The following is a 17582-nucleotide window of genomic DNA, read 5'->3' as shown; positions in this document are numbered from 1 at the left end:
ACAGACAGCACACCCCGCCACGGGGGACATACGTGACCGATCATCCGCCGGGCCGGCCGGTGGCGCGGGCAAACCGGACTCCGCCGTCGTCAGGGACGCGCTCGGGGTCGGCGTCGCCGTCGGACTCTCCGGCTTCGCCTTCGGAGTGACCTCGGCGGGCGCCGGGCTCACCCTCCTCCAGACCTGCGCGCTCAGCCTGCTCGTCTTCACGGGCGCCTCGCAGTTCGCCCTCGTCGGCGCCCTCGCCGGCGGCGGAAACCCGTTCACTGCCGCGGCCGGTGCCTTCTTCCTCGGCACCCGCAACGCCTTCTACGGGCTGCGCCTCTCCCAGCTCCTCGCCCTGCCGAGGTCAGCGAAACCGTTTGCCGCGCAGTGGGTCATCGACGAGACCACCGCCGTCGCCCTCGCCCAGCCGGACCGCAGGTCCGCCCGGATCGGCTTCACCGTCACCGGGCTCACCCTCTACGTCCTGTGGAACGTCCCCACCCTGCTCGGCGCGCTCGGCGCCGAGGCCATCGGCGACACCGCCGCCTGGGGACTCGACGCCGCCGGACCCGCGGTCTTCCTCGCGCTGCTCGCCCCGATGCTGAGGACCGCGACCGAGCGGGCCACCGCCGGGATCGCCGTCGTCCTCGGCCTGGGCCTGCTGCCCGTGCTCCCGGCCGGCGTCCCCGTACTGGTGTCGGCGCTCGCCGCCCCGGCCGTCCTCTGGCTCCAGGGCCGGCGGACGCGGAACAAGGAGGCCGCCCGATGAACGGCACCCACGTCTGGATCGCGATCGGCCTCACCGTCGCCGGCTGCTACCTGGTCAAGCTGGTCGGCCTGCTCGTCCCGGCGCAGACCCTGGAGCGCCCGCTCGTCCAGCGGCTCGCCGCCCTGCTGCCCGTCGCCCTGCTCGCGGCGCTCACCGCCCAGCAGACCTTCGCCACGGGCACGGAGCCGGTCCTGGACGCCCGGGTCGCCGGCGTCGCCGCCGCGGCGCTCGCGCTCGTCCTGCGCGCCCCCTTCCTGGTCGTCGTGGGCGCCGCCGTCGTCGTGACGGCGGGGGTGCGGGCCCTGGGCGGCTGAGGCCGGAGCCGTACGGAAGCCGGCCGGGCGGCCCCACGCGCGCGTGGGGCCCCGGATCAGTCCTCCAGCGGACGCCCGTAGGCGCGGAGGGTGCGCAGGGCGTCGATCGTGACGATCGGCCGCCACTCCAGGGCCGAACCCGGCGCCCAGGCCCGCCACCGGATCGGCCAGCCGCCGTCCTCGCCCTGCTCCGCCGCGAGGAAGTCCAGCGAGCGGGACAGCTCCTCGTCGGTGAACCAGCCGCGGGCGAGCGAGTCCGGCACGCGCGCGTAGTCGTGCGGATAGTGGTGCTCGCCGGGCGCGTACCCGTCGGCCACCGGGAACTCCTCCGGGTGCTCCGGGTCGAGGACGGCGAGCCGCTGCTCGCGCACCAGGCGCCCGAGCCGGTCGGCCGCCGCCTCGGCCCGCGGCCGGTCCGGCGCCGAGTCGAGGAACGCCACCGCCGCCTGCACCTCGTACGGATGGGACTTCTCCAGCGACTCCACCGCCGCCCAGCAGAACTCGGTGGCCCGGAACAGCCAGGCGTGCCAGACCTGGTTGCGGTGGAGCGTGCCCACCACCGGGCCCGTCGACAGCAGCTCGCCCGGCGGGTCGTCGACGACCGGGACGAACGGCGCCGACGGGTAGCCGCGCTGGGAGGGGTCGATCGCCGGCAGCGCCCCCTCGTGCGTGGAGACCGCCGTCAGATAGCGGCAGATCCGCTCCACCCGCAGCCCGCCGCAGCGCCCGATGGAGTCCAGGACCCGCAGCGCGTGCGCGGTGTGCAGCGGCTGGCTGACCGGGCCGCGCAGGTCCGGTTCGAGCCCGTGGCCGTAACCGCCGTCCTCGTCGAGGTACGCGGTCAGGGCCGCCTCCACCTGGTCCGCGCCGCCGCGCAGGAAGTGGTAGGCGAATCGGCGCTGTTCGAGCACCCGGGCCGTCAGCCAGACGAACCGCTCGGCGCGGGCCAGCGGAGACCCGGGGGCCACGGTGGGAGAGGGCGGGGAGGAGAGGGGTTTTTCGGCCATGTTCAGACCGTAGGGCGGAACCGCGCGGTGACAAGCCCCGGCGGGCGGGCTGCACTCTTGGGAGCGGGATACTGGAGTCATGCGGTTGACGATTTTCTGGGAACGGATGGCCGACCACTTCGGCGCCGGGTACGCCGACTCCTTCGCGCGCGACCACGTCCTGTCCGAACTGGGCGGCCGGACCGTCCACGAGGCGCTGGACGCCGGCTGGGAGGCGAAGGACGTGTGGCGGGCGGTCTGCGGTGCCATGGACGTCCCCGCCGAGAAGCGCTGAGGGCGTCTCGCGCCGTTCTGCTCCGGCCCCGGGCGGATTGTCCGCCGGGTGCGCGAGACTTGCGGGGTGGCCCCGACTGACGAGACCGAGATGACCGCCCGGAAGACACCCCAGACGCCCACGGCATCGGTGAGACCCGCGACGTCTGTGTCGCCGACCGTCGCCGTGGGCGGGCCGCCCGAGGCGCCCGCGTCGCCCGGCGTGCCCACGATCGACTCGGGAGGGCAGCCGCCCGCCGAGGCCCCCGCCGCCGCCGCGGCGTCCGGCGCGCGCATGCCCCGCTGGCTGCCCCGGGCGATGGTCCTGGCGCTCGCCCTCTACGCCTGCTTCCTGCTCGGCGACTGGGCCTTCCACCAACTCGTCGGCCTGCTCGTCAACATCCTGCTCGCCTTCTTCCTCGCGCTCGCCATCGAACCGGCCGTCGGTCGCATGGCGGCCCGCGGGATGCGCAGGGGACTCGCCACCTTCCTCGTCTTCTTCGGCGTCCTCGTCTTCGGTGTCGGCTTCGTCGTCCTGCTCGGCTCGATGCTCGCCGGCCAGATCGTCGACATGGTCGAGAACTTCCCCAAGTACCTCGACTCGCTCATCAACTGGATCAACCAGACCTTCCACACCGAGCTCTCCCGGGTCGAGGTCCAGGACAGCGTGCTCAAGTCGGACTGGCTGCAGAAGTACGTGCAGAACAGCGCCACCGGTGTCCTCGACGTCTCCGCCACCGTGCTCGGCGGGCTCTTCCGGCTGCTGACGATCTTCCTCTTCGCCTTCTACTTCGCCGCCGACGGACCGCGGTTCCGCCGCGCGCTCTGCTCCGTCCTGCCGCCCGCCCGACAGGCCGAGGTGCTGCGCGCCTGGGAGATCGCGGTCGACAAGACCGGCGGCTACCTCTACTCGCGCGGTCTGATGGCCCTCATCTCGGGCGTCGCGCACTTCGTGCTCTTCGAGATCCTGGACGTGCCCTACGCCCCCGCCCTCGCGGTCTGGGTCGGCCTGGTCTCGCAGTTCATCCCCACCATCGGCACCTATCTGGCCGGTGCCCTGCCGATGCTCATCGCCTTCACCGTGAACCCCTGGTACGCGCTGTGGGTGCTCGGCTTCGTCGTGATCTACCAGCAGTTCGAGAACTACGTCCTCCAGCCGAAGCTCACCTCCAAGACGGTCGACATCCACCCGGCCGTGGCCTTCGGCTCGGTGATCGCGGGCACCGCGCTGCTCGGCGCCGTCGGCGCGCTGATCGCCATCCCGGCCGTGGCCACCCTCCAGGCCTTCCTCGGGGCGTACGTGAAGCGGTACGACGTCACGGACGATCCGCGGGTGCACGGCCACCGGCGGTACGGCGAGGCCGTCGTCGCCCGTCTCCAGAGGGCCCTCCAGCACAAGAAGGAGAACCAGGGCGCCGAGGACGCCTGACGGACGCGCCGGCGCGGCTCACAGGTACGAGGGGCCGGTGACGCGGCCCCGGAAGGCGTACCAGATCCATGCCTGGACCGCGACTAGCAGCGGGGTCACCACGGCCAGCGCAGGGACGAGCAGGGCCAGCGTCCCCGGCGCCGCGGCCCGCTCGGCCAGGGGCAGCGACGCACCCGCCCAGAGCGGCAGCCCGGCCAGCGGGACGGCGGTGAGGGCGAGCGGATGCCAGGGTCTCCCGGCCCGCCCGACCAGCCGTCGGGCCCGCTGGTACGGGGCGCCGGTGAGCCGCAGCGAGGCGAAGCCGAGGCCGTGCGCGGCGAACAGGGCGGCGACCGCCGGGGCGGCCACGAGGGCGACGGGGCCGCCGGCGGGCTCGTACGGTCTGCCGGTGAGGAGGGCCACGAGCAGCAGGCCCCAGGACAGGGCGACCGTCCAGCTGCCGGCCGTCACCGCGGCGTCGCAGGCCGCGCGCCAGCGGGGCCCCGGGCCACGACCGCGCGACCACAGGGCGGCGTCCCGCACGATCCACCCGGCCAGGAGGGCCACGAGGACCGGCGCCTGGCCGCTCAGCAGCTCGCCCTCCAGCGCGGGGAAGCAGCCGACGAGGACGCCGGCGGCGGCGACGAGCCACACCTCGTTCCCCAGGAAGAAGGGGGCGAAGGACGCGAGGACGAGTCTGCGCTCGGCGTCGCCGCGGCCCAGCCAGGGCAGCAGCATGCCGCTGCCGATGTCCGTGCCGGCGAGCACGGACCAGCCGACGGCACAGCAGGCGAGCAGGGTGACGGCGAGGGTTTCCACGGTGCTCCTCGGGCCGGTGATGACGGGGTCGGTGGCGGGGATGGGGACGGGTGGCGGGGACTGGGCGGAGAGAAGGGAAGGGAAGGTCTAGTAGTGGGGCAGGGGCGCGGCCGTCGCGGGTTCGTCCCGCGCTCGTTCGTCCCGGCCGAGGCCCGTGTCGACCGGGCCCCTGCGGGCGTGCCGGGCGAGCAGCCAGGCGTTGAGGGCGGCCAGCAGCAGGAAGAGCGTGGCGAACACGGCCAGCGAGAGCCGCATCGTGCCGGGGGAGAGCGCGGAGACGGCGTCCTCCGTCCTCAGCAGCCCGTACACCACCCAGGGCTGACGGCCCGACTCGCGGAAGACCCAGCCGCCGATCATGGCGAGGTACGGCAGCGGCACGGAGGCCATCAGGACCAGGTGCCAGAGCCGGAACCGCAGGACGACCTTCCGGAACGCGGCCAGGATCACGCCGCCGAGGCAGAGGTACATCATCAGGCCGAAGGCGATCAGCATCACGAGGCCGCCGCCCCGGGTCCAGCCCTCGGAGGGTATGTAGTCGCCGGGGCCGAAGCGGGCCGCCGACTCGGCCTGCACCCGGGCGATCTCGGCCACCTGGCCCTGGAAGACCGCCGCCTTCATCGGCTGGAAGGAGGCGAGGGAGGCGAACTGGAGCCCGCCGCTGACCGCCGCCGCCATCAGGGCCGGCGCCGCGACGAAGACCCCGGTCCGCAGGCTCCGGCGGAAGAAGTCCGCCTCCGCGGTCCGCCGGAACAGGTGGTAGGCGCTGACGCCCGCCATGAAGAAGCCCGCGGTGAGCAGCGCCCCCGCCAGGATGTGGGCGAGCGGGAGCAGCGCGGCCGGGTTGGTGAGGACCGCGGCCGGGTCGGTCAGGACCAGCTCGCCGCCCTCGGAGCCGTACCCCACCGGATGGTTGAGGAAGCCGTTGGAGACGAGGATCCAGTACGCGGAGAGGTAGGCGGTCAGGACGACGACCCAGATCGTCGCGAGGTGGGCCCAGCGGCCGAGCCGGTGCCAGCCGAAGATCCACAGGCCGAGGAAGGTGGACTCGACGAAGAACGCGACGAGCGTCTCCACGGCCAGGGAGGCGCCGAGTATGTTGCCCGCCTCATGGGTGAGGCCGCTCCACGCCATGCCGAACTGGAACTCCATGACGAGGCCGGTGACGATGCCGACCGCGTAGTTGATCACGTACAGCTGGCCCCAGAAGCGGACCTGGCGGGCGTCCTCCGGGCGCCGGGTGAGCGTGGCGCGGGTCTGGAGGACGGCCACGATCGTTCCGAGACCCAGGGTGAGGGCGACGAAGAGGAAGTGGCCCGCGGCGGTGAGGCCGAACTGTAGCCGCGCGAGATCGAGTACGTCCTGATTCACTCCTCAAGGGTGCTCCGCCGGCCTTCCTCGGCGCATCTGACCTGCGGTGACAGTTGTGGCCCCCAGATGTACACCTTCGGATGCACGGCACCGGTCCGCGCGTACGACGAAAGTTGATCGGGCGGCCCCGGGCCCTTAGGGGGCGACGCCGGGACGGACCGGCCTCTCGGGGCGTCAGGCCAGCCAGCCGGGGGTGATCATCCCTGACTCGTAGGCCAGGACGACCAGTTGCGCCCGGTCCCTGACTTTCAGCTTCGTCATGATCCGGCTGACGTGGGTCTTGGCGGTGGCGGGGGAGAGGACGAGACGGCCCGCGATCTCGTCGTTGGACAGACCGGCCCCGACCAGGCCGAGGACCTCCCGCTCGCGGTCGGTGAGGGCGTCCAGGCGGGGCGCCGGGTCGGGGCGGCGGCCGGCCGGGTCGGCGCGGCCGGCGAACTCGGCGATCAGCCGGCGGGTCACCGCGGGGGCGATGAGGGCGTCGCCGCGGGCCACGACCCGTACCGCGTGCAGCAGTTCCATCGGCTCGGTGTCCTTGACGAGGAAGCCGGACGCGCCGCCGCGCAGCGCCCCGTACACGTGCTCGTCCTCGTCGAAGGTGGTCAGGATGACGACCTTCACGCCGTCGAGGCGGGGGTCGGCGGTGATCCGGCGGGTGGCCTCCAGGCCGTCGAGCACGGGCATCCGGATGTCCATGAGGACGACGTCCGGGCGGAGTTCGGCGGCGAGGGCGACGGCCACCGCGCCGTCCCCCGCCTCGCCGGCGACCTCGATGTCGTCCTCGTCGGAGAGGATCGACCGGAATCCGGCCCGGACGAGGGTCTGGTCGTCGGCGAGCACGACGCGGATCATGCGGGCGTCCCTTCCTGCGGGGCGAGGGTCGTGGGGAGGCGGGCGTCGACGACGAAGCCGCCGCCGTCCGGTCCGGCGGTGAGCGTGCCGCCGAGGGCGCGGGCCCGCTCGGCCATGCCGCGGATGCCGGTCCCGCCGCTTCCGGCGTCACCGTTCGCGCCTCCGTTTCCGGTGCCTCCGCTCCCGGTCGTGGCGCCCGCGGCCGTCGTGCCGGATGTCCCGCCGTCGTCCGCGATCCGGAGCCGCACCGTGCCGGTCCCCGGCTCCCAGTCCAGGGAGACGGTGACGGTCGTGGCGGCGGAGTGGCGGGTCACGTTCGTCAGCGACTCCTGCACGATGCGGTACGCGGCGAGGTCCACGGGCGGCGGCAGCGGGACGGGCGTGCCGGTGACCCGGGTGCGTACGTCGAGGCCGGCGGCGCGGGCCCGGGCGGCGAGGTCGCCGAGGAGGGCCAGGCCGGAGGCGGGCGGGGCGGTCGGCGCGGCCTCGTCGGCGCCGCGCAGCACCCCGAGGGTGGCGCGGAGCTCCCGCAGGGCGTCCTTGCTGGTGGTGCGGACCGCGGTCAGGGCCTCGGTGGCGGTGGTGAGCGCGGTCTCGGGGTCGGGGCGCTTGGCGAGCCGGTGGAGGGCGGCGCCGGACTGCACGTTGATGAGGGAGACGGTGTGGCCGAGGACGTCGTGGAGCTCGCGGGCGATCCGCAGCCGCTCCTCGGTGGCGCTCTGCCGGGCGCGGGCCTCCTGCTCGCGCTCGGCGGCGAGGGCCCGCTGCTCCACCTCGTGCAGATAGGCGGTCCGGGTGCGCTGGGCCCGGCCGACCGCGACCAGGCTGATCAACCAGCCGGCCAGCATGGCGAGCGCGGTCCCGTCGATCTGGCGGTGGCCCGGTGCCTGGCGGGCCTCGCCGAGGCCGACCGCGAGGAGCGTGACGGCGGCGAGGGCGACGGCGGCGGCGAAGCGGCCCTCGGCGGCCGTGGTGTACAGCGCGAGGGCGAAGGCGATCATGAGCGGCCCGTCCTGCTCGGAGAGCGGGTAGTAGGTCACGCACGCGAGCAGGGTGACGACGGCGACGCCCACGGGCCATCGGCGCCGGAGGACGAGGGCGCCGCAGCCGACGAGCACGAGCGCCCAGCCGAGCGCGGCGCGCGGGGCGGACTCGTGCGTGTGCCACCCCGAGATCAGCGTCCAGACCGTCACCAGGAGGAGCACGAGGCCGGCGATCAGGGCGTCGGCGGTCCGGGGCGGGAGGCGCATGGGTCGAAGGATAGGCGGGGCGGGCGGTGAAGGCCGCCCGACCGTCCTATACTAAAAAAGTTGAATAGGTCATGGGTGGGGTGCGACGGAGAAGAGGGTGGCCGACGGATGGGTGCGCACGGATATCTGCGGTACGTGGCCCTCGGCGACAGTCAGACCGAGGGCGTCGGCGACGGGGACGACCTCACCGGGCTGCGCGGCTGGGCCGACCGGCTCGCCGAGCACCTCGCCAGGACCGGCACCGGCGTCCGGTACGCCAACCTCGCCGTACGGGGGCGCCTGGCCGGCGAGGTACGGGCGGGACAGCTCCCGGCCGCCCTCGCGCTCCGGCCCGACCTCGCCACCGTCGTCGCCGGGGTGAACGATCTGCTGCGGCCCGGCTTCGACGCCGACGAGACGGCCGGCCACCTGGAGGCCGTCTTCGCCGCCCTGACCGCCCAGGGCGCCCGCGTGGCCACCCTCACCTTCCCCGACGTCGGCCGCGTCACCCCGCTGGCCCGGCCGCTCGCGCCGCGCGTCCACGCCCTCAACGACCGGATCAGGCAGGCCGCCCGGCGGCACGGCGTGACCGTCGCCGAGACCGCGCACCACGAGGTGGTCACCGACCCCCGGATGTGGAGCGCCGACCGGCTGCACGCCTCCCCGCTCGGACACGCGCGCATCGCGGCCGCCGTCGCCGACGCGCTCGCCCTGCCGGACAGCGACGACACCTGGACCCGGCCGCTGCCGCCGCGCCCGGTCCCCACGCGCCTGGGGGCCGCCGCCGGTGAACTCGCCTGGGCCGGATCCTTCCTCGGGCCCTGGATCGCGCGCCGGGTGCGCGGCCGGTCCTCCGGCGACGGCCGGGTCGCCAAACGCCCCGGACTCCTGCCCGTGGAAGGGCGCGGAGCGTAGCCCGGCGGGCCTGTCGCGGGGTGCCCGGCCGGGTCAACGCGCGGGGTCCCGTTCAGTCGTCTGAAGGTCGTTTCCGGCGAACCGCCGGAAGCCGTCCGGCAAGCCTCCTACCGTACGGACTGACCGTGCCGACGCGGTCCTACGAGGAGGAAGCCTGTGTCATCGCCCTGCGACCCCCGCTACGCCCCCGCCGGTGACGTGAACGGGGCACTCATGGTGATCGACTCCCGGCTCAAGGCCGTCCACGACGGCAAGACCGGGACCGACCCCGAGCAGCAGAAACTGCTCGACCAGCTCACGGCGTCCCTGGACCTGGACGGTGTCAACGAACTCCTGGACGGCGCGTGCACGCTCGTCTTCATGTTCATGAAGTGGCTGCGGCAGGTCCACGAGGAGCACGACCGGGACGTCATCGAGTACGTGGTCCCCAGCCTGGTGGCCACGCTGCGCATGATGCCCCGGAGCGTGCGCCCCGAGGCGATCCCCACCATGGCCGGCCTGGTGATCGCGGCCGGCACCGGCCTGAGCCCCAGCCTCTGGCGCCGGCAGTACGGGGAGTGGACCAAGGAGGAGATGACCGCCCTGGAGGCCACCGCCCTCCTCCTCGCCGAGCACATCAACCGGATCGCCGGCGACCGCGACTACGCCACCCGCATGATCGGCGAGACCCTCTCCCGCGCCGACCGCGAGACGTGGCCGGACCTCGACCAGGAGTGGGGCGAGGGCGGCGAGTAGGTGCGGGAGAGCGGGTGGCGGCGGGCGGATCCGACGTTGTCCACAGGGCGGGCGTGGCGCGCTTGACACGAAAATCGAACATCTATTCTCATGAAGGTTCCGGCCCTTGGAATCGCGGGCATCTCGGCGAGTTGTCCACAGGTCGGAGAGACGCGAGAGCCCATTGTCAGTGGCAGGGGTTAGCGTCTTTCACATGAAGCGATCGACTCAGACACCCCGGGTGGAACCCATGGCAGGAACCGACCGCGAGAAGGCGCTCGACGCCGCGCTCGCACAGATTGAACGCCAATTCGGCAAGGGCGCCGTGATGCGCATGGGCGACCGCACCCAGGAGCCGATCGAGGTGATCCCCACCGGTTCGACCGCCCTCGACGTCGCCCTCGGCGTCGGCGGTCTGCCGCGTGGCCGTGTCGTGGAGATCTACGGCCCGGAGTCCTCCGGCAAGACGACCCTGACCCTGCACGCGGTGGCCAACGCGCAGAAGGCCGGCGGACAGGTCGCCTTCGTCGACGCCGAGCACGCCCTCGACCCCGAGTACGCCCGCAAGCTGGGCGTCGACATCGACAACCTCATCCTGTCCCAGCCGGACAACGGCGAGCAGGCCCTCGAGATCGTCGACATGCTGGTCCGCTCCGGCGCCCTGGACCTCATCGTCATCGACTCCGTCGCGGCGCTCGTCCCGCGCGCGGAGATCGAGGGCGAGATGGGCGACTCCCACGTGGGTCTCCAGGCCCGACTGATGAGCCAGGCCCTCCGGAAGATCACCAGCGCCCTCAACCAGTCCAAGACCACCGCGATCTTCATCAACCAGCTCCGCGAGAAGATCGGTGTGATGTTCGGCTCGCCGGAGACCACGACCGGTGGCCGCGCGCTCAAGTTCTACGCCTCGGTGCGCATCGACATCCGTCGCATCGAGACCCTCAAGGACGGCACGGAGGCGGTCGGCAACCGCACCCGCTGCAAGGTCGTGAAGAACAAGGTCGCGCCCCCGTTCAAGCAGGCCGAGTTCGACATCCTCTACGGCCAGGGCATCAGCCGCGAGGGCGGCCTGATCGACATGGGCGTGGAGCACGGCTTCGTCCGCAAGGCCGGCGCCTGGTACACGTACGAGGGCGACCAGCTCGGCCAGGGCAAGGAGAACGCCCGCAACTTCCTGAAGGACAACCCCGACCTCGCCAACGAGATCGAGAGGAAGATCAAGGAGAAGCTGGGCGTCGGCGTCCGCCCCGACGCCGCGAAGGCCGACCCGGCCACCACCGAGGCCGCGGACGCGACGGACCCGGCCGCCGCGGACGACGCCAAGGCGGCCCCGGCCACCGCGGCCAAGACCGCCAAGGCGACCAAGGCCACCGCGGCCAAGAGCTGAACCGGTGACCGGTCGCACCGAATGGCCGGGTGACAGCCCCGACTCGTCGAGGGCCGAGAAGGAGCTGTCACCCCAGGATCCGGCTGAGCGGGCGCGGGCGATCTGTCTGCGCCTGCTCACCGGAACCCCCCGCACGCGCAGACAGCTGGCCGATGCCCTGCGCAAGCGGGAGATCCCCGACGACATCGCCGAGGAGGTCCTCGCCCGCTTCGAGGACGTCGGCCTCATCGACGACGCCGCCTTCGCGGACGCCTGGGTGGAGTCCCGCCACCACGGGCGGGGCCTCGCCCGCCGGGCCCTCGCCCGCGAGCTGCGCACCAAGGGCATCGACCCCGGCCTCGTACAGGAGGCGGTCGGGCAGCTGGACTCCGAACAGGAGGAGGCCACCGCGCGCGAGCTGGTGGCGCGCAAGCTCCGCGCCACCCGCGGTCTCGACCGCGACCGCCGGCTCAGACGCCTCGCCGGGATGCTCGCCCGCAAGGGCTATCCGGAGGGCATGGCCCTGCGGGTGGTCCGTCAGGCGCTGGAAGAGGAGGGCGAGTCCACCGACGGCCTGGAGGAGGGCTACTAGAGCCCTCCGGGGGAGGGGACCAGGCCGCCGGTGGTGTGGTGCGGTGCGGTGCGGAGCCCCGGGGGCGAGGGGCGTCGAACCCGGTGCGAGTCCGACGCCGCAACCGGTGCCGAGAGGCCCCGAACCCAGTGCCGAGGGGGGTGCCGGGCGCGTGGGCCGAGGGCGATCGGCCGGGGCTATGAGGTCGTTGCCGGGTGACTGTCGGGGGGCAGTTCTCCCGGCGGGAGGACCGGGAGGCCTGCCGCCTTCCAGGCCTGGAAGCCGCCGATCAGGTCGGTCGCCCGGTGGAGGCCCAGGCGGCGGAGGGATTCCGCCGCCAGCGACGAGGCGTAGCCCTCGTTGCAGAAGACCACCACCCGCAGGTCGTGACCGGTGGCGTGCGGGGAGCGGTGGCTGCCCTGGGGGTCGAGCCGCCACTCCAGCTCGTTGCGCTCCACGACCAGCGCGCCCGGGACCAGGCCGTCCCGTTCGCGCAGGGCCGCGTAGCGGGTGCCGACCAGGAGCGCGGCGCCCGAGGCGTACTCCTCGTACGCGGTGCGGGCGTCGATCCGGTCGAGACCGGACCGGACCCGTTCCAGAAGTTCGTCGATGCCGATGCGGTCGTCGCTCACTGCCAGTCCTCCGGGCGTTCGACCTGCTCCAGGCGGAGCACGGGGCCGGTCCGGCTGAACCGCCTGATCAGCGGGAGCGGCGGGTGGTAGGCGTGCACCGAGATCGCGTGGGCGTCGGGGGAGGCGTTCAGGACCTCGTGCAGGTGGTCGCGGCCGAAGGCGCGGCCGTCGCCCGCGTCGAGCCGGCGGGAGCGGTCGAGGTCCTCGGCCAGCTCCAGGGTCTTCCAGCCGCCCGCCGGGAGCCGGACCGCGAGCGCGTGCTCGGTCAGGCTGCCGCGGGCGGTGGCGAAGGCGCCGACGGACTCGGCGTGGTCGTGCCAGCCGGTGCCGGTACCGGGCGGCCAGCCGATGAGCCAGGCCTCGCTGCCGCCGGGGCCGTCCAGGCGCACCCAGGTGCGGCCCTCCGGATCGAGCGGCAGGGAGTCGACGAGGGCCTGGTCGGCGGCGGTACGGAGGACGAAGTCGAGCAGTTCGGCCGCGGTCGGGGGACCGGCGGCCGTTCGAGCGGGGGAGGGGGAAGGGATGACAGAAGTCGCGGGCACGGATGACCGTCCTGGAATCGCTGGGGTGCGCGCCGCGGAGGGAGAACGGCGGGTTCGCCGGGGAAGCCGAACCGGGCACGCCCGCCGGACGGAGGTCCGGGGCGGGGCGGCGGGTCGGGCGGACGCGCGGGGAAAGGGAAGCGAGTTCAGAAGGACGGGCGACACACGCAGCCCGCATAGCGGATCAGGTCCATGTGGACCCTCCGCCACAGGCGTACATCGGTGTCGGTCACGCTCCGGAGTACACCACGCGCGTCCGCGCGAATCAATGGACTTCCACCGTCCGGTCCTGTGCCGGCGATGCCTCGGCCGGGGCCGGGACCTCGACGGAGAGCGCCTCCTCGGCCGTCGCGGGCAGGGCCGGCGGCTTCTCCTCCGCCGCGTCGGCGGGCTCCTCGGGGGCGCTGCCGCGGGCGGCCTCGGCCGCCGCGTGGAGCTCCTCGGGGTGCACGCCCGCGAAGGCGGCGACCAGATGCCCGTCGGGGCGGACGAGCAGGACGGCGTGGGCGGGCGCGCCGGGATAAGCGTCGGTCACCAGGACCTCCGCCGTCACCGGGAGGGCCTCGGCGGCCTCCTCCAGGCGGGGCATCAGACCGGCCGTCCGCCAGTGCCGGCGCTCCCACACCCCGGAGCCGGGGGCGACGAGCAGGACCAGGAAGCGGGCCTGCCCCAGCCGGTCCCGGAGCCGTACCGTCGTGTCGTCGGGGGCGGTCACCCGGACGTCCTCGACGGGCGCGCCGAGCGGGGTGCCCACCGGGACCATGCCCTCGCTGAAGGGCGCGGCGAGCGGCGAGTGCGGATAGGCGGGGGAGGCGCCCAGCGGGCCCCGGCCCAGGTGCCCGTCGGTCAGCAGGGCCTCGTGGCCCCGCATCCCGCCCGGCAGGAAGCCGCGCAGCCCACCGCCGCCGCGCAGCGCCGGCAGGGCCTGGTCGGCGGCGCGCAGCCGGGCCGCGATCGCCGTGCGGCGCTCGCTCTGGTAGCTGTCGAGCAGGGCGTCGGGGGCGGACCGGTGCCAGGTGAGGGCGAGTTTCCAGGCGAGGTTGTCGACGTCCCGGAGGCCCTCGTCGAGGCTCTGGGTGCCGATCGCGCCCAGCAGATGGGCCGCGTCCCCGGCGAGCAGCACCCGGTCGACGCGCCAGCGGCGGGCCAGCCGGTGGTGCAGGGTGTGGACACCGGTGTCGAGGAGCTCGTACGGAGGGGTGACGCCCTCGCACCAGCCGGCCAGGGTCTCGCGGATCCGGGCGACCAGGGCGTCCGGGGTGACGAGTTCGCCGCGCGGCGGCAGCAGCCAGTCGATCCGCCACACCCCGTCGGGCAGCGGGCGGGCGGTGATCTCCTCGCCGGACCCGCGCCACGGGGGCTGACGGTGCAGCAGGGACTCGCCGGGCCAGGGGAGTTCGGTGCGCAGGGCGGCGACCGCGTGCCGCTCGACCGCGGTGCGGCCGGGGAAGCGGACGCCGAGCAGCTTGCGGACCGTGGAGCGGGCGCCGTCGCAGCCGACGAGGTGGCTACCGCGCCACCAGGTGCCGTCCGGGCCGCGGGTGTGGGCGGTGACCCCGGTGCGGTCCTGCTCGATGGTGTCCAGGCGGGCGTCGGTGACGAGCCGGACGAGCGGTTCGCGGGCGATGGCCTCGCGCAGCCCGCGGGCGAGCGCGTGCTGGGGGATGTGCAGGGGGGCGGCCGGAGCGGAGGGGGAGTCGGGGTCCTCGGACCACTCCTCGGTGCCGCCGAGTCCCAGGTCGAAGGCGACCTCGCGCAGCTGCCGGCGGCGCTGCATCCCGCGCCAGCCGACCCAGCGCAGCCCCTCGTCGCGGACGGTGGCGCAGCCCAGCCGCTCGACCAGGGCGGCCATGTCGGCGCGCAGCACGACGGTCCGCGCCGGGCGCGGCTCCTCCTTGCCGGAGGTCTCGTCGAGGACGACGCTGGGCACGCCCTGCGCGGCGAGCGCGAGGGAGAGCGCGAGGCCGACCGGCCCCGCGCCCACGATGATCACCGGGTCCACGGCGCGGCTCCAAAAGGCCGGAAAGTCATGGGGGCAGCACAGCAGAGTGTGGCACGAGCCCGGTGCTTGATCACAGACCGTATGCAACCCAGTCAGGGTGTTTTGCGTCAAGTGACGCGGTGGGCGTGGTGCGGCTGTTGTCAGGTCGGGGCCGTTTCCGGGCCCGGGGAGCACCCCTCGTACCCCTTCCGGTCCCACCAGAACCTCCGGCCCCGCCGGTTCCACCGGAAGCGGATGCTCCGGGGGAGCCGGACGGGGCCGGAAGGGGACGGGCGCGGAGTTGGGGGGAAACCGGGCCGGTCGGGAGGGTGGTCGTGGGGGTCAGACGCCGCCGGTGCCCGCCGCGCCCGCCTCGACGTTCACGACCGGGGCCACGTCCTTCACCGCGGCGGCCTTGCGGCCCTGCCGGAGCCGCTTCTCCAGGCGTGCGGCGAGGTAGGTGAGGAGGGCGTTGAGCGCGATGTAGATCAGGGCGATGACCGTGAACGCGGCGATCGTGTTGGCGCCGTAGTTGGCGGTGATCTGCCGGTTCTGGCTGAGCAGTTCGCCGAAGCCGAGGAGCGCGCCGCCGAGCGCGGTGTCCTTCACGATGACGACGAGCTGGCTCACCAGGGCCGGGAGCATGACCGTCACCGCCTGCGGCAGCAGCACGTACAGCATGGACTGGCCCTTGCGCATGCCGAGCGCGACGGCCGCGTCGCCCTGGCCCCGGGGGAGCGAGAGGACGCCGGCGCGGACGACCTCGGCGATGACGGAGGCGTTGTAGAGCACCAGGCCGGTGACGACCGCGTACAGGGGGCGGAAGTCGGAGCTGACGGGCGTGTAGGCGGCGTACACGGCGCTGGAGAACATCATCAGCAGCAGCACCGGGATGGCCCGGAAGAACTCGACGACCACGCCGACCGGGACACGTACCCAGCGGTGGTCGGAGAGCCGGCCGATGCCCAGGGCCGCGCCGAGCGGCAGCGCGATCAGGATGGAGAGAGCGGCGGCCTTCAGCGTCTCGACGAGGCCGGGCAGCAGGTACGTCGTCCAGACCTGGGAGTCGGTGACGAACGGGCTCCACTTCTCGGCCGCCAGCTGGTTCTTGTCCGCCATGGCGGAGAGCACCCAGTAGGCCACCAGGCCCAGGACGGCGAGGAAGACGATCGTGTAGAGGACGTTGCGCCGCTTGGCCTTGGGGCCGGGGACGTCGTAGAGGACGGAGCTCATCGCTTCACCGCCAGTCGCTTGGCCGCCCAGCCGAGGACCAGGCCGGTGGGGAGGGTCAGGACGATGAAGCCGAAGGCGAAGATCCCGAAGACGGTGAAGAGCGCCTGGGCCTCGTTCTCGATCATCGCCTTCATCAGGAACGCGGCCTCGGCGGCGCTGATCGCCGCCGCCACCGTGGTGTTCTTGGTGAGGGCGATGAGCACGTTCGCGAGCGGGGTGATCGCCGCGCGGAACGCCTGCGGGAGGATCACCACGGTCAGGACCTGGGTGAAGCTCATGCCCAGCGCGCGGGCGGCCTCCGCCTGGCCGGCCGGGACCGTGTTGATGCCGGAGCGCAGCGCCTCGCAGACGAAGGTGCCGGTGTACGCCGTGAGACCGAGGATCGCGAGACGGAAGCCGGTCTCCTCGAAGGTCTCGCCGCCGAGCGTCACCGCCAGGGTCTGGTCGAGGACGAAGGAGCAGGCCACGATGACGACCGTCAGCGGGGTGTTGCGGACGAGGTTGACGTACGTCGTGCCGAAGGCGCGCATCAGCGGGACCGGGCTGACCCGCATGGCGACCAGGGCGGTGCCCCAGATCAGCGAGCCGATCGCCGAGTAGAGGGCGAGCTGCGCCGTCACCCAGAAGGCGCCGAGCAGGTCGTACTGCCCGGAATCAAGAAAGTCGAACACGATGCTCCGCGCTCTCCCCTGGTGGTCGGTCGGTGGGACGGCCGGTGCGTCGGCAGCGGCCGGTGGCGCCGTGACGGCCGCACCCGGGCGGGGCGGCCGTCACGGCAGCACGTGAGGTCAGCCCGCGATCTTCGGGGCGGGCTCGTTCTTGTAGCCGGACGGGCCGAAGTGCTGCTTCACGAGCTTGTCCCAGGTGCCGTCGGACACCATCTTCTCCAGGGCCTTGTTGATCTTGCCCTTGAGTTCGGAGTCGCCCTTCTTGAGGCCGATGCCGTAGTTCTCGTCGCTCATGGAGAGACCCGCGAGCTTGAACTTGCCCTGGTGCTCCTTCTGCGCGGCGTAGCCCGCGAGGATGGAGGCGTCCGTGGTGAGGGCGTCGACGCGCTTGTTCTCGAGACCGGTCAGGCACTCCGAGTACCCGCCGAGCTGCTGGAGGTCGGCGTCGGGGGCCAGCTTCTCCTTGACGTTCTGCGCGGAGGTCGAGCCGGTGACCGAGCAGAGCTTCTTGGAGTTGAGGTCCTCGACCTTGGTGATCGAGCTGTCGTCGGCGCGGACCAGCAGGTCCTGGTGGGTCACGAAGTACGGGCCGGCGAAGTCGACCTCCTTCAGGCGCTTCTCGTTGATCGAGTAGGTCGCCACGACGAACTTCACGTCGCCGTTCTTGATGAGGTTCTCGCGCTCGGCCGACGGGGCCTGCTTCCAGTTGATCTTGCCCTCGTCGTAACCGAGCTCCTTGGCGACGTACTTGGCGACGTCGACGTCGAAGCCCGCGTACGAGCCGTCCGGGGTCTTCAGGCCGAGACCCGGCTGGTCGAACTTGATGCCGATGGTGATCTTGTCGCCGTTGCTGCCGGAGTCCGAGCCGGTGCCGCAGGCGGTGGCGGTCAGGGCGAGGACGACGGCGGCCGCGGCGGCCGCGGAGGCGGAGCGAAGCTTCATGGGTGAACGTCCCTT

The 17582-nt window shown here is 73.2% G+C and carries 20 protein-coding genes; 8 read left to right on the top strand and 12 right to left on the bottom strand.

Features of this window, described 5'->3' with window-relative positions:
* Positions 1–28: 28 nt before the first annotated feature.
* Positions 29–754, top strand: a complete 726-nt coding sequence (locus HHL19_RS33820; protein ID WP_169094238.1) for an AzlC family ABC transporter permease — start codon at positions 29–31, stop codon at positions 752–754.
* A complete protein-coding gene (locus HHL19_RS33815; RefSeq protein WP_169094208.1) occupies positions 751–1068 on the top strand; it encodes an AzlD domain-containing protein in 318 nt (105 codons plus the stop codon). The genes HHL19_RS33820 and HHL19_RS33815 overlap by 4 nt, the downstream gene beginning before the upstream one ends.
* Positions 1069–1124: 56 nt before the next feature.
* On the opposite strand, the gene HHL19_RS33810 is transcribed toward HHL19_RS33815, so the two are convergent.
* Entirely contained in the window at positions 1125–2075 is a 951-nt protein-coding gene (locus HHL19_RS33810) for a hypothetical protein (RefSeq protein WP_169094207.1), read from the bottom strand.
* 79 nt (positions 2076–2154) lie between these two features.
* Between HHL19_RS33810 and HHL19_RS33805 the strand changes: the two genes are divergently transcribed.
* Both HHL19_RS33805 and HHL19_RS33800 read left to right on the top strand, forming a co-directional pair.
* Entirely contained in the window at positions 2155–2349 is a 195-nt protein-coding gene (locus tag HHL19_RS33805; protein ID WP_169094206.1) for a DUF3046 domain-containing protein, read from the top strand.
* A 66-nt stretch (positions 2350–2415) separates the two neighbouring features.
* Positions 2416–3756 (top strand): AI-2E family transporter, encoded by a 1341-nt coding sequence (locus HHL19_RS33800; RefSeq protein WP_346768514.1) that lies wholly within the window; start codon positions 2416–2418, stop codon positions 3754–3756.
* An 18-nt stretch (positions 3757–3774) separates the two neighbouring features.
* Here the strand turns inward: HHL19_RS33800 and HHL19_RS33795 are convergent, their stop codons facing one another.
* The 4 genes from HHL19_RS33795 to HHL19_RS33780 form a co-directional block, all read right to left on the bottom strand.
* Positions 3775–4554, bottom strand: coding sequence for a cytochrome d ubiquinol oxidase subunit II (locus tag HHL19_RS33795; protein WP_169094205.1), 780 nt, complete (start codon positions 4552–4554; stop codon positions 3775–3777).
* Between the two features lie 87 nt (positions 4555–4641).
* Complete coding sequence (locus HHL19_RS33790) at positions 4642–5922, bottom strand: cytochrome ubiquinol oxidase subunit I (protein WP_169094204.1); 1281 nt, start codon at positions 5920–5922, stop codon at positions 4642–4644.
* Between the two features lie 174 nt (positions 5923–6096).
* The gene (locus tag HHL19_RS33785; RefSeq protein WP_169094203.1) at positions 6097–6774 is read right to left on the bottom strand and encodes a response regulator transcription factor; all 678 of its coding nucleotides are present in this window, start codon (positions 6772–6774) and stop codon (positions 6097–6099) included.
* Positions 6771–8024, bottom strand: coding sequence for a histidine kinase (locus HHL19_RS33780; protein ID WP_169094202.1), 1254 nt, complete (start codon positions 8022–8024; stop codon positions 6771–6773). The genes HHL19_RS33785 and HHL19_RS33780 overlap by 4 nt, the downstream gene beginning before the upstream one ends.
* A gap of 108 nt (positions 8025–8132) precedes the next feature.
* Here HHL19_RS33780 and HHL19_RS33775 point away from each other — a divergent pair, with 108 nt between their 5' ends.
* From HHL19_RS33775 to recX, 4 genes are all read left to right on the top strand, one after another.
* On the top strand, positions 8133–8918 hold the full coding sequence (locus tag HHL19_RS33775; protein WP_169094201.1) for an SGNH/GDSL hydrolase family protein: 786 nt from the start codon (positions 8133–8135) through the stop codon (positions 8916–8918).
* Positions 8919–9074: 156 nt separating this feature from the next.
* On the top strand, positions 9075–9653 hold the full coding sequence (locus tag HHL19_RS33770) for a hypothetical protein (RefSeq protein ID WP_169094200.1): 579 nt from the start codon (positions 9075–9077) through the stop codon (positions 9651–9653).
* A 229-nt stretch (positions 9654–9882) separates the two neighbouring features.
* Positions 9883–11019: a recombinase RecA gene (recA, locus tag HHL19_RS33765; RefSeq protein ID WP_169094199.1), complete on the top strand. Its 1137-nt coding sequence runs from the start codon at positions 9883–9885 to the stop codon at positions 11017–11019.
* 4 nt (positions 11020–11023) lie between these two features.
* Positions 11024–11590, top strand: coding sequence for a recombination regulator RecX (gene recX, locus HHL19_RS33760; protein WP_169094198.1), 567 nt, complete (start codon positions 11024–11026; stop codon positions 11588–11590).
* A gap of 176 nt (positions 11591–11766) precedes the next feature.
* On the opposite strand, the gene HHL19_RS33755 is transcribed toward recX, so the two are convergent.
* From HHL19_RS33755 to HHL19_RS33730, 7 genes are all read right to left on the bottom strand, one after another.
* Positions 11767–12201 carry a rhodanese-like domain-containing protein gene (locus HHL19_RS33755; protein WP_169094197.1) on the bottom strand — a complete coding sequence of 145 codons (435 nt, stop codon included), beginning with the start codon at positions 12199–12201 and terminating at the stop codon, positions 11767–11769.
* Positions 12198–12743 carry a cysteine dioxygenase gene (locus HHL19_RS33750; protein ID WP_346768513.1) on the bottom strand — a complete coding sequence of 182 codons (546 nt, stop codon included), beginning with the start codon at positions 12741–12743 and terminating at the stop codon, positions 12198–12200. Before HHL19_RS33750 ends, HHL19_RS33755 begins: the two co-directional genes overlap by 4 nt.
* A gap of 146 nt (positions 12744–12889) precedes the next feature.
* The gene (locus HHL19_RS38625; RefSeq protein WP_346768519.1) at positions 12890–12976 is read right to left on the bottom strand and encodes a putative leader peptide; all 87 of its coding nucleotides are present in this window, start codon (positions 12974–12976) and stop codon (positions 12890–12892) included.
* Positions 12977–13008: 32 nt separating this feature from the next.
* A complete protein-coding gene (locus HHL19_RS33745; RefSeq protein WP_169094196.1) occupies positions 13009–14745 on the bottom strand; it encodes an FAD-dependent monooxygenase in 1737 nt (578 codons plus the stop codon).
* Positions 14746–15066: 321 nt separating this feature from the next.
* Positions 15067–15957, bottom strand: coding sequence for an amino acid ABC transporter permease (locus HHL19_RS33740; RefSeq protein WP_169094195.1), 891 nt, complete (start codon positions 15955–15957; stop codon positions 15067–15069).
* Entirely contained in the window at positions 15954–16628 is a 675-nt protein-coding gene (locus HHL19_RS33735) for an amino acid ABC transporter permease (protein ID WP_169094194.1), read from the bottom strand. Before HHL19_RS33735 ends, HHL19_RS33740 begins: the two co-directional genes overlap by 4 nt.
* A gap of 117 nt (positions 16629–16745) precedes the next feature.
* Positions 16746–17567 carry a glutamate ABC transporter substrate-binding protein gene (locus tag HHL19_RS33730; RefSeq protein ID WP_169094193.1) on the bottom strand — a complete coding sequence of 274 codons (822 nt, stop codon included), beginning with the start codon at positions 17565–17567 and terminating at the stop codon, positions 16746–16748.
* Between the last annotated feature and the right edge of the window lie 15 nt (positions 17568–17582).

The organism is Streptomyces sp. R302 (genome assembly GCF_012927245.1).
Classification (GTDB): domain Bacteria; phylum Actinomycetota; class Actinomycetes; order Streptomycetales; family Streptomycetaceae; genus Streptomyces.
The sequence above is the reverse complement of the archived record's forward strand: the minus strand, read 5'-3'. Positions and strand labels throughout refer to the sequence as shown.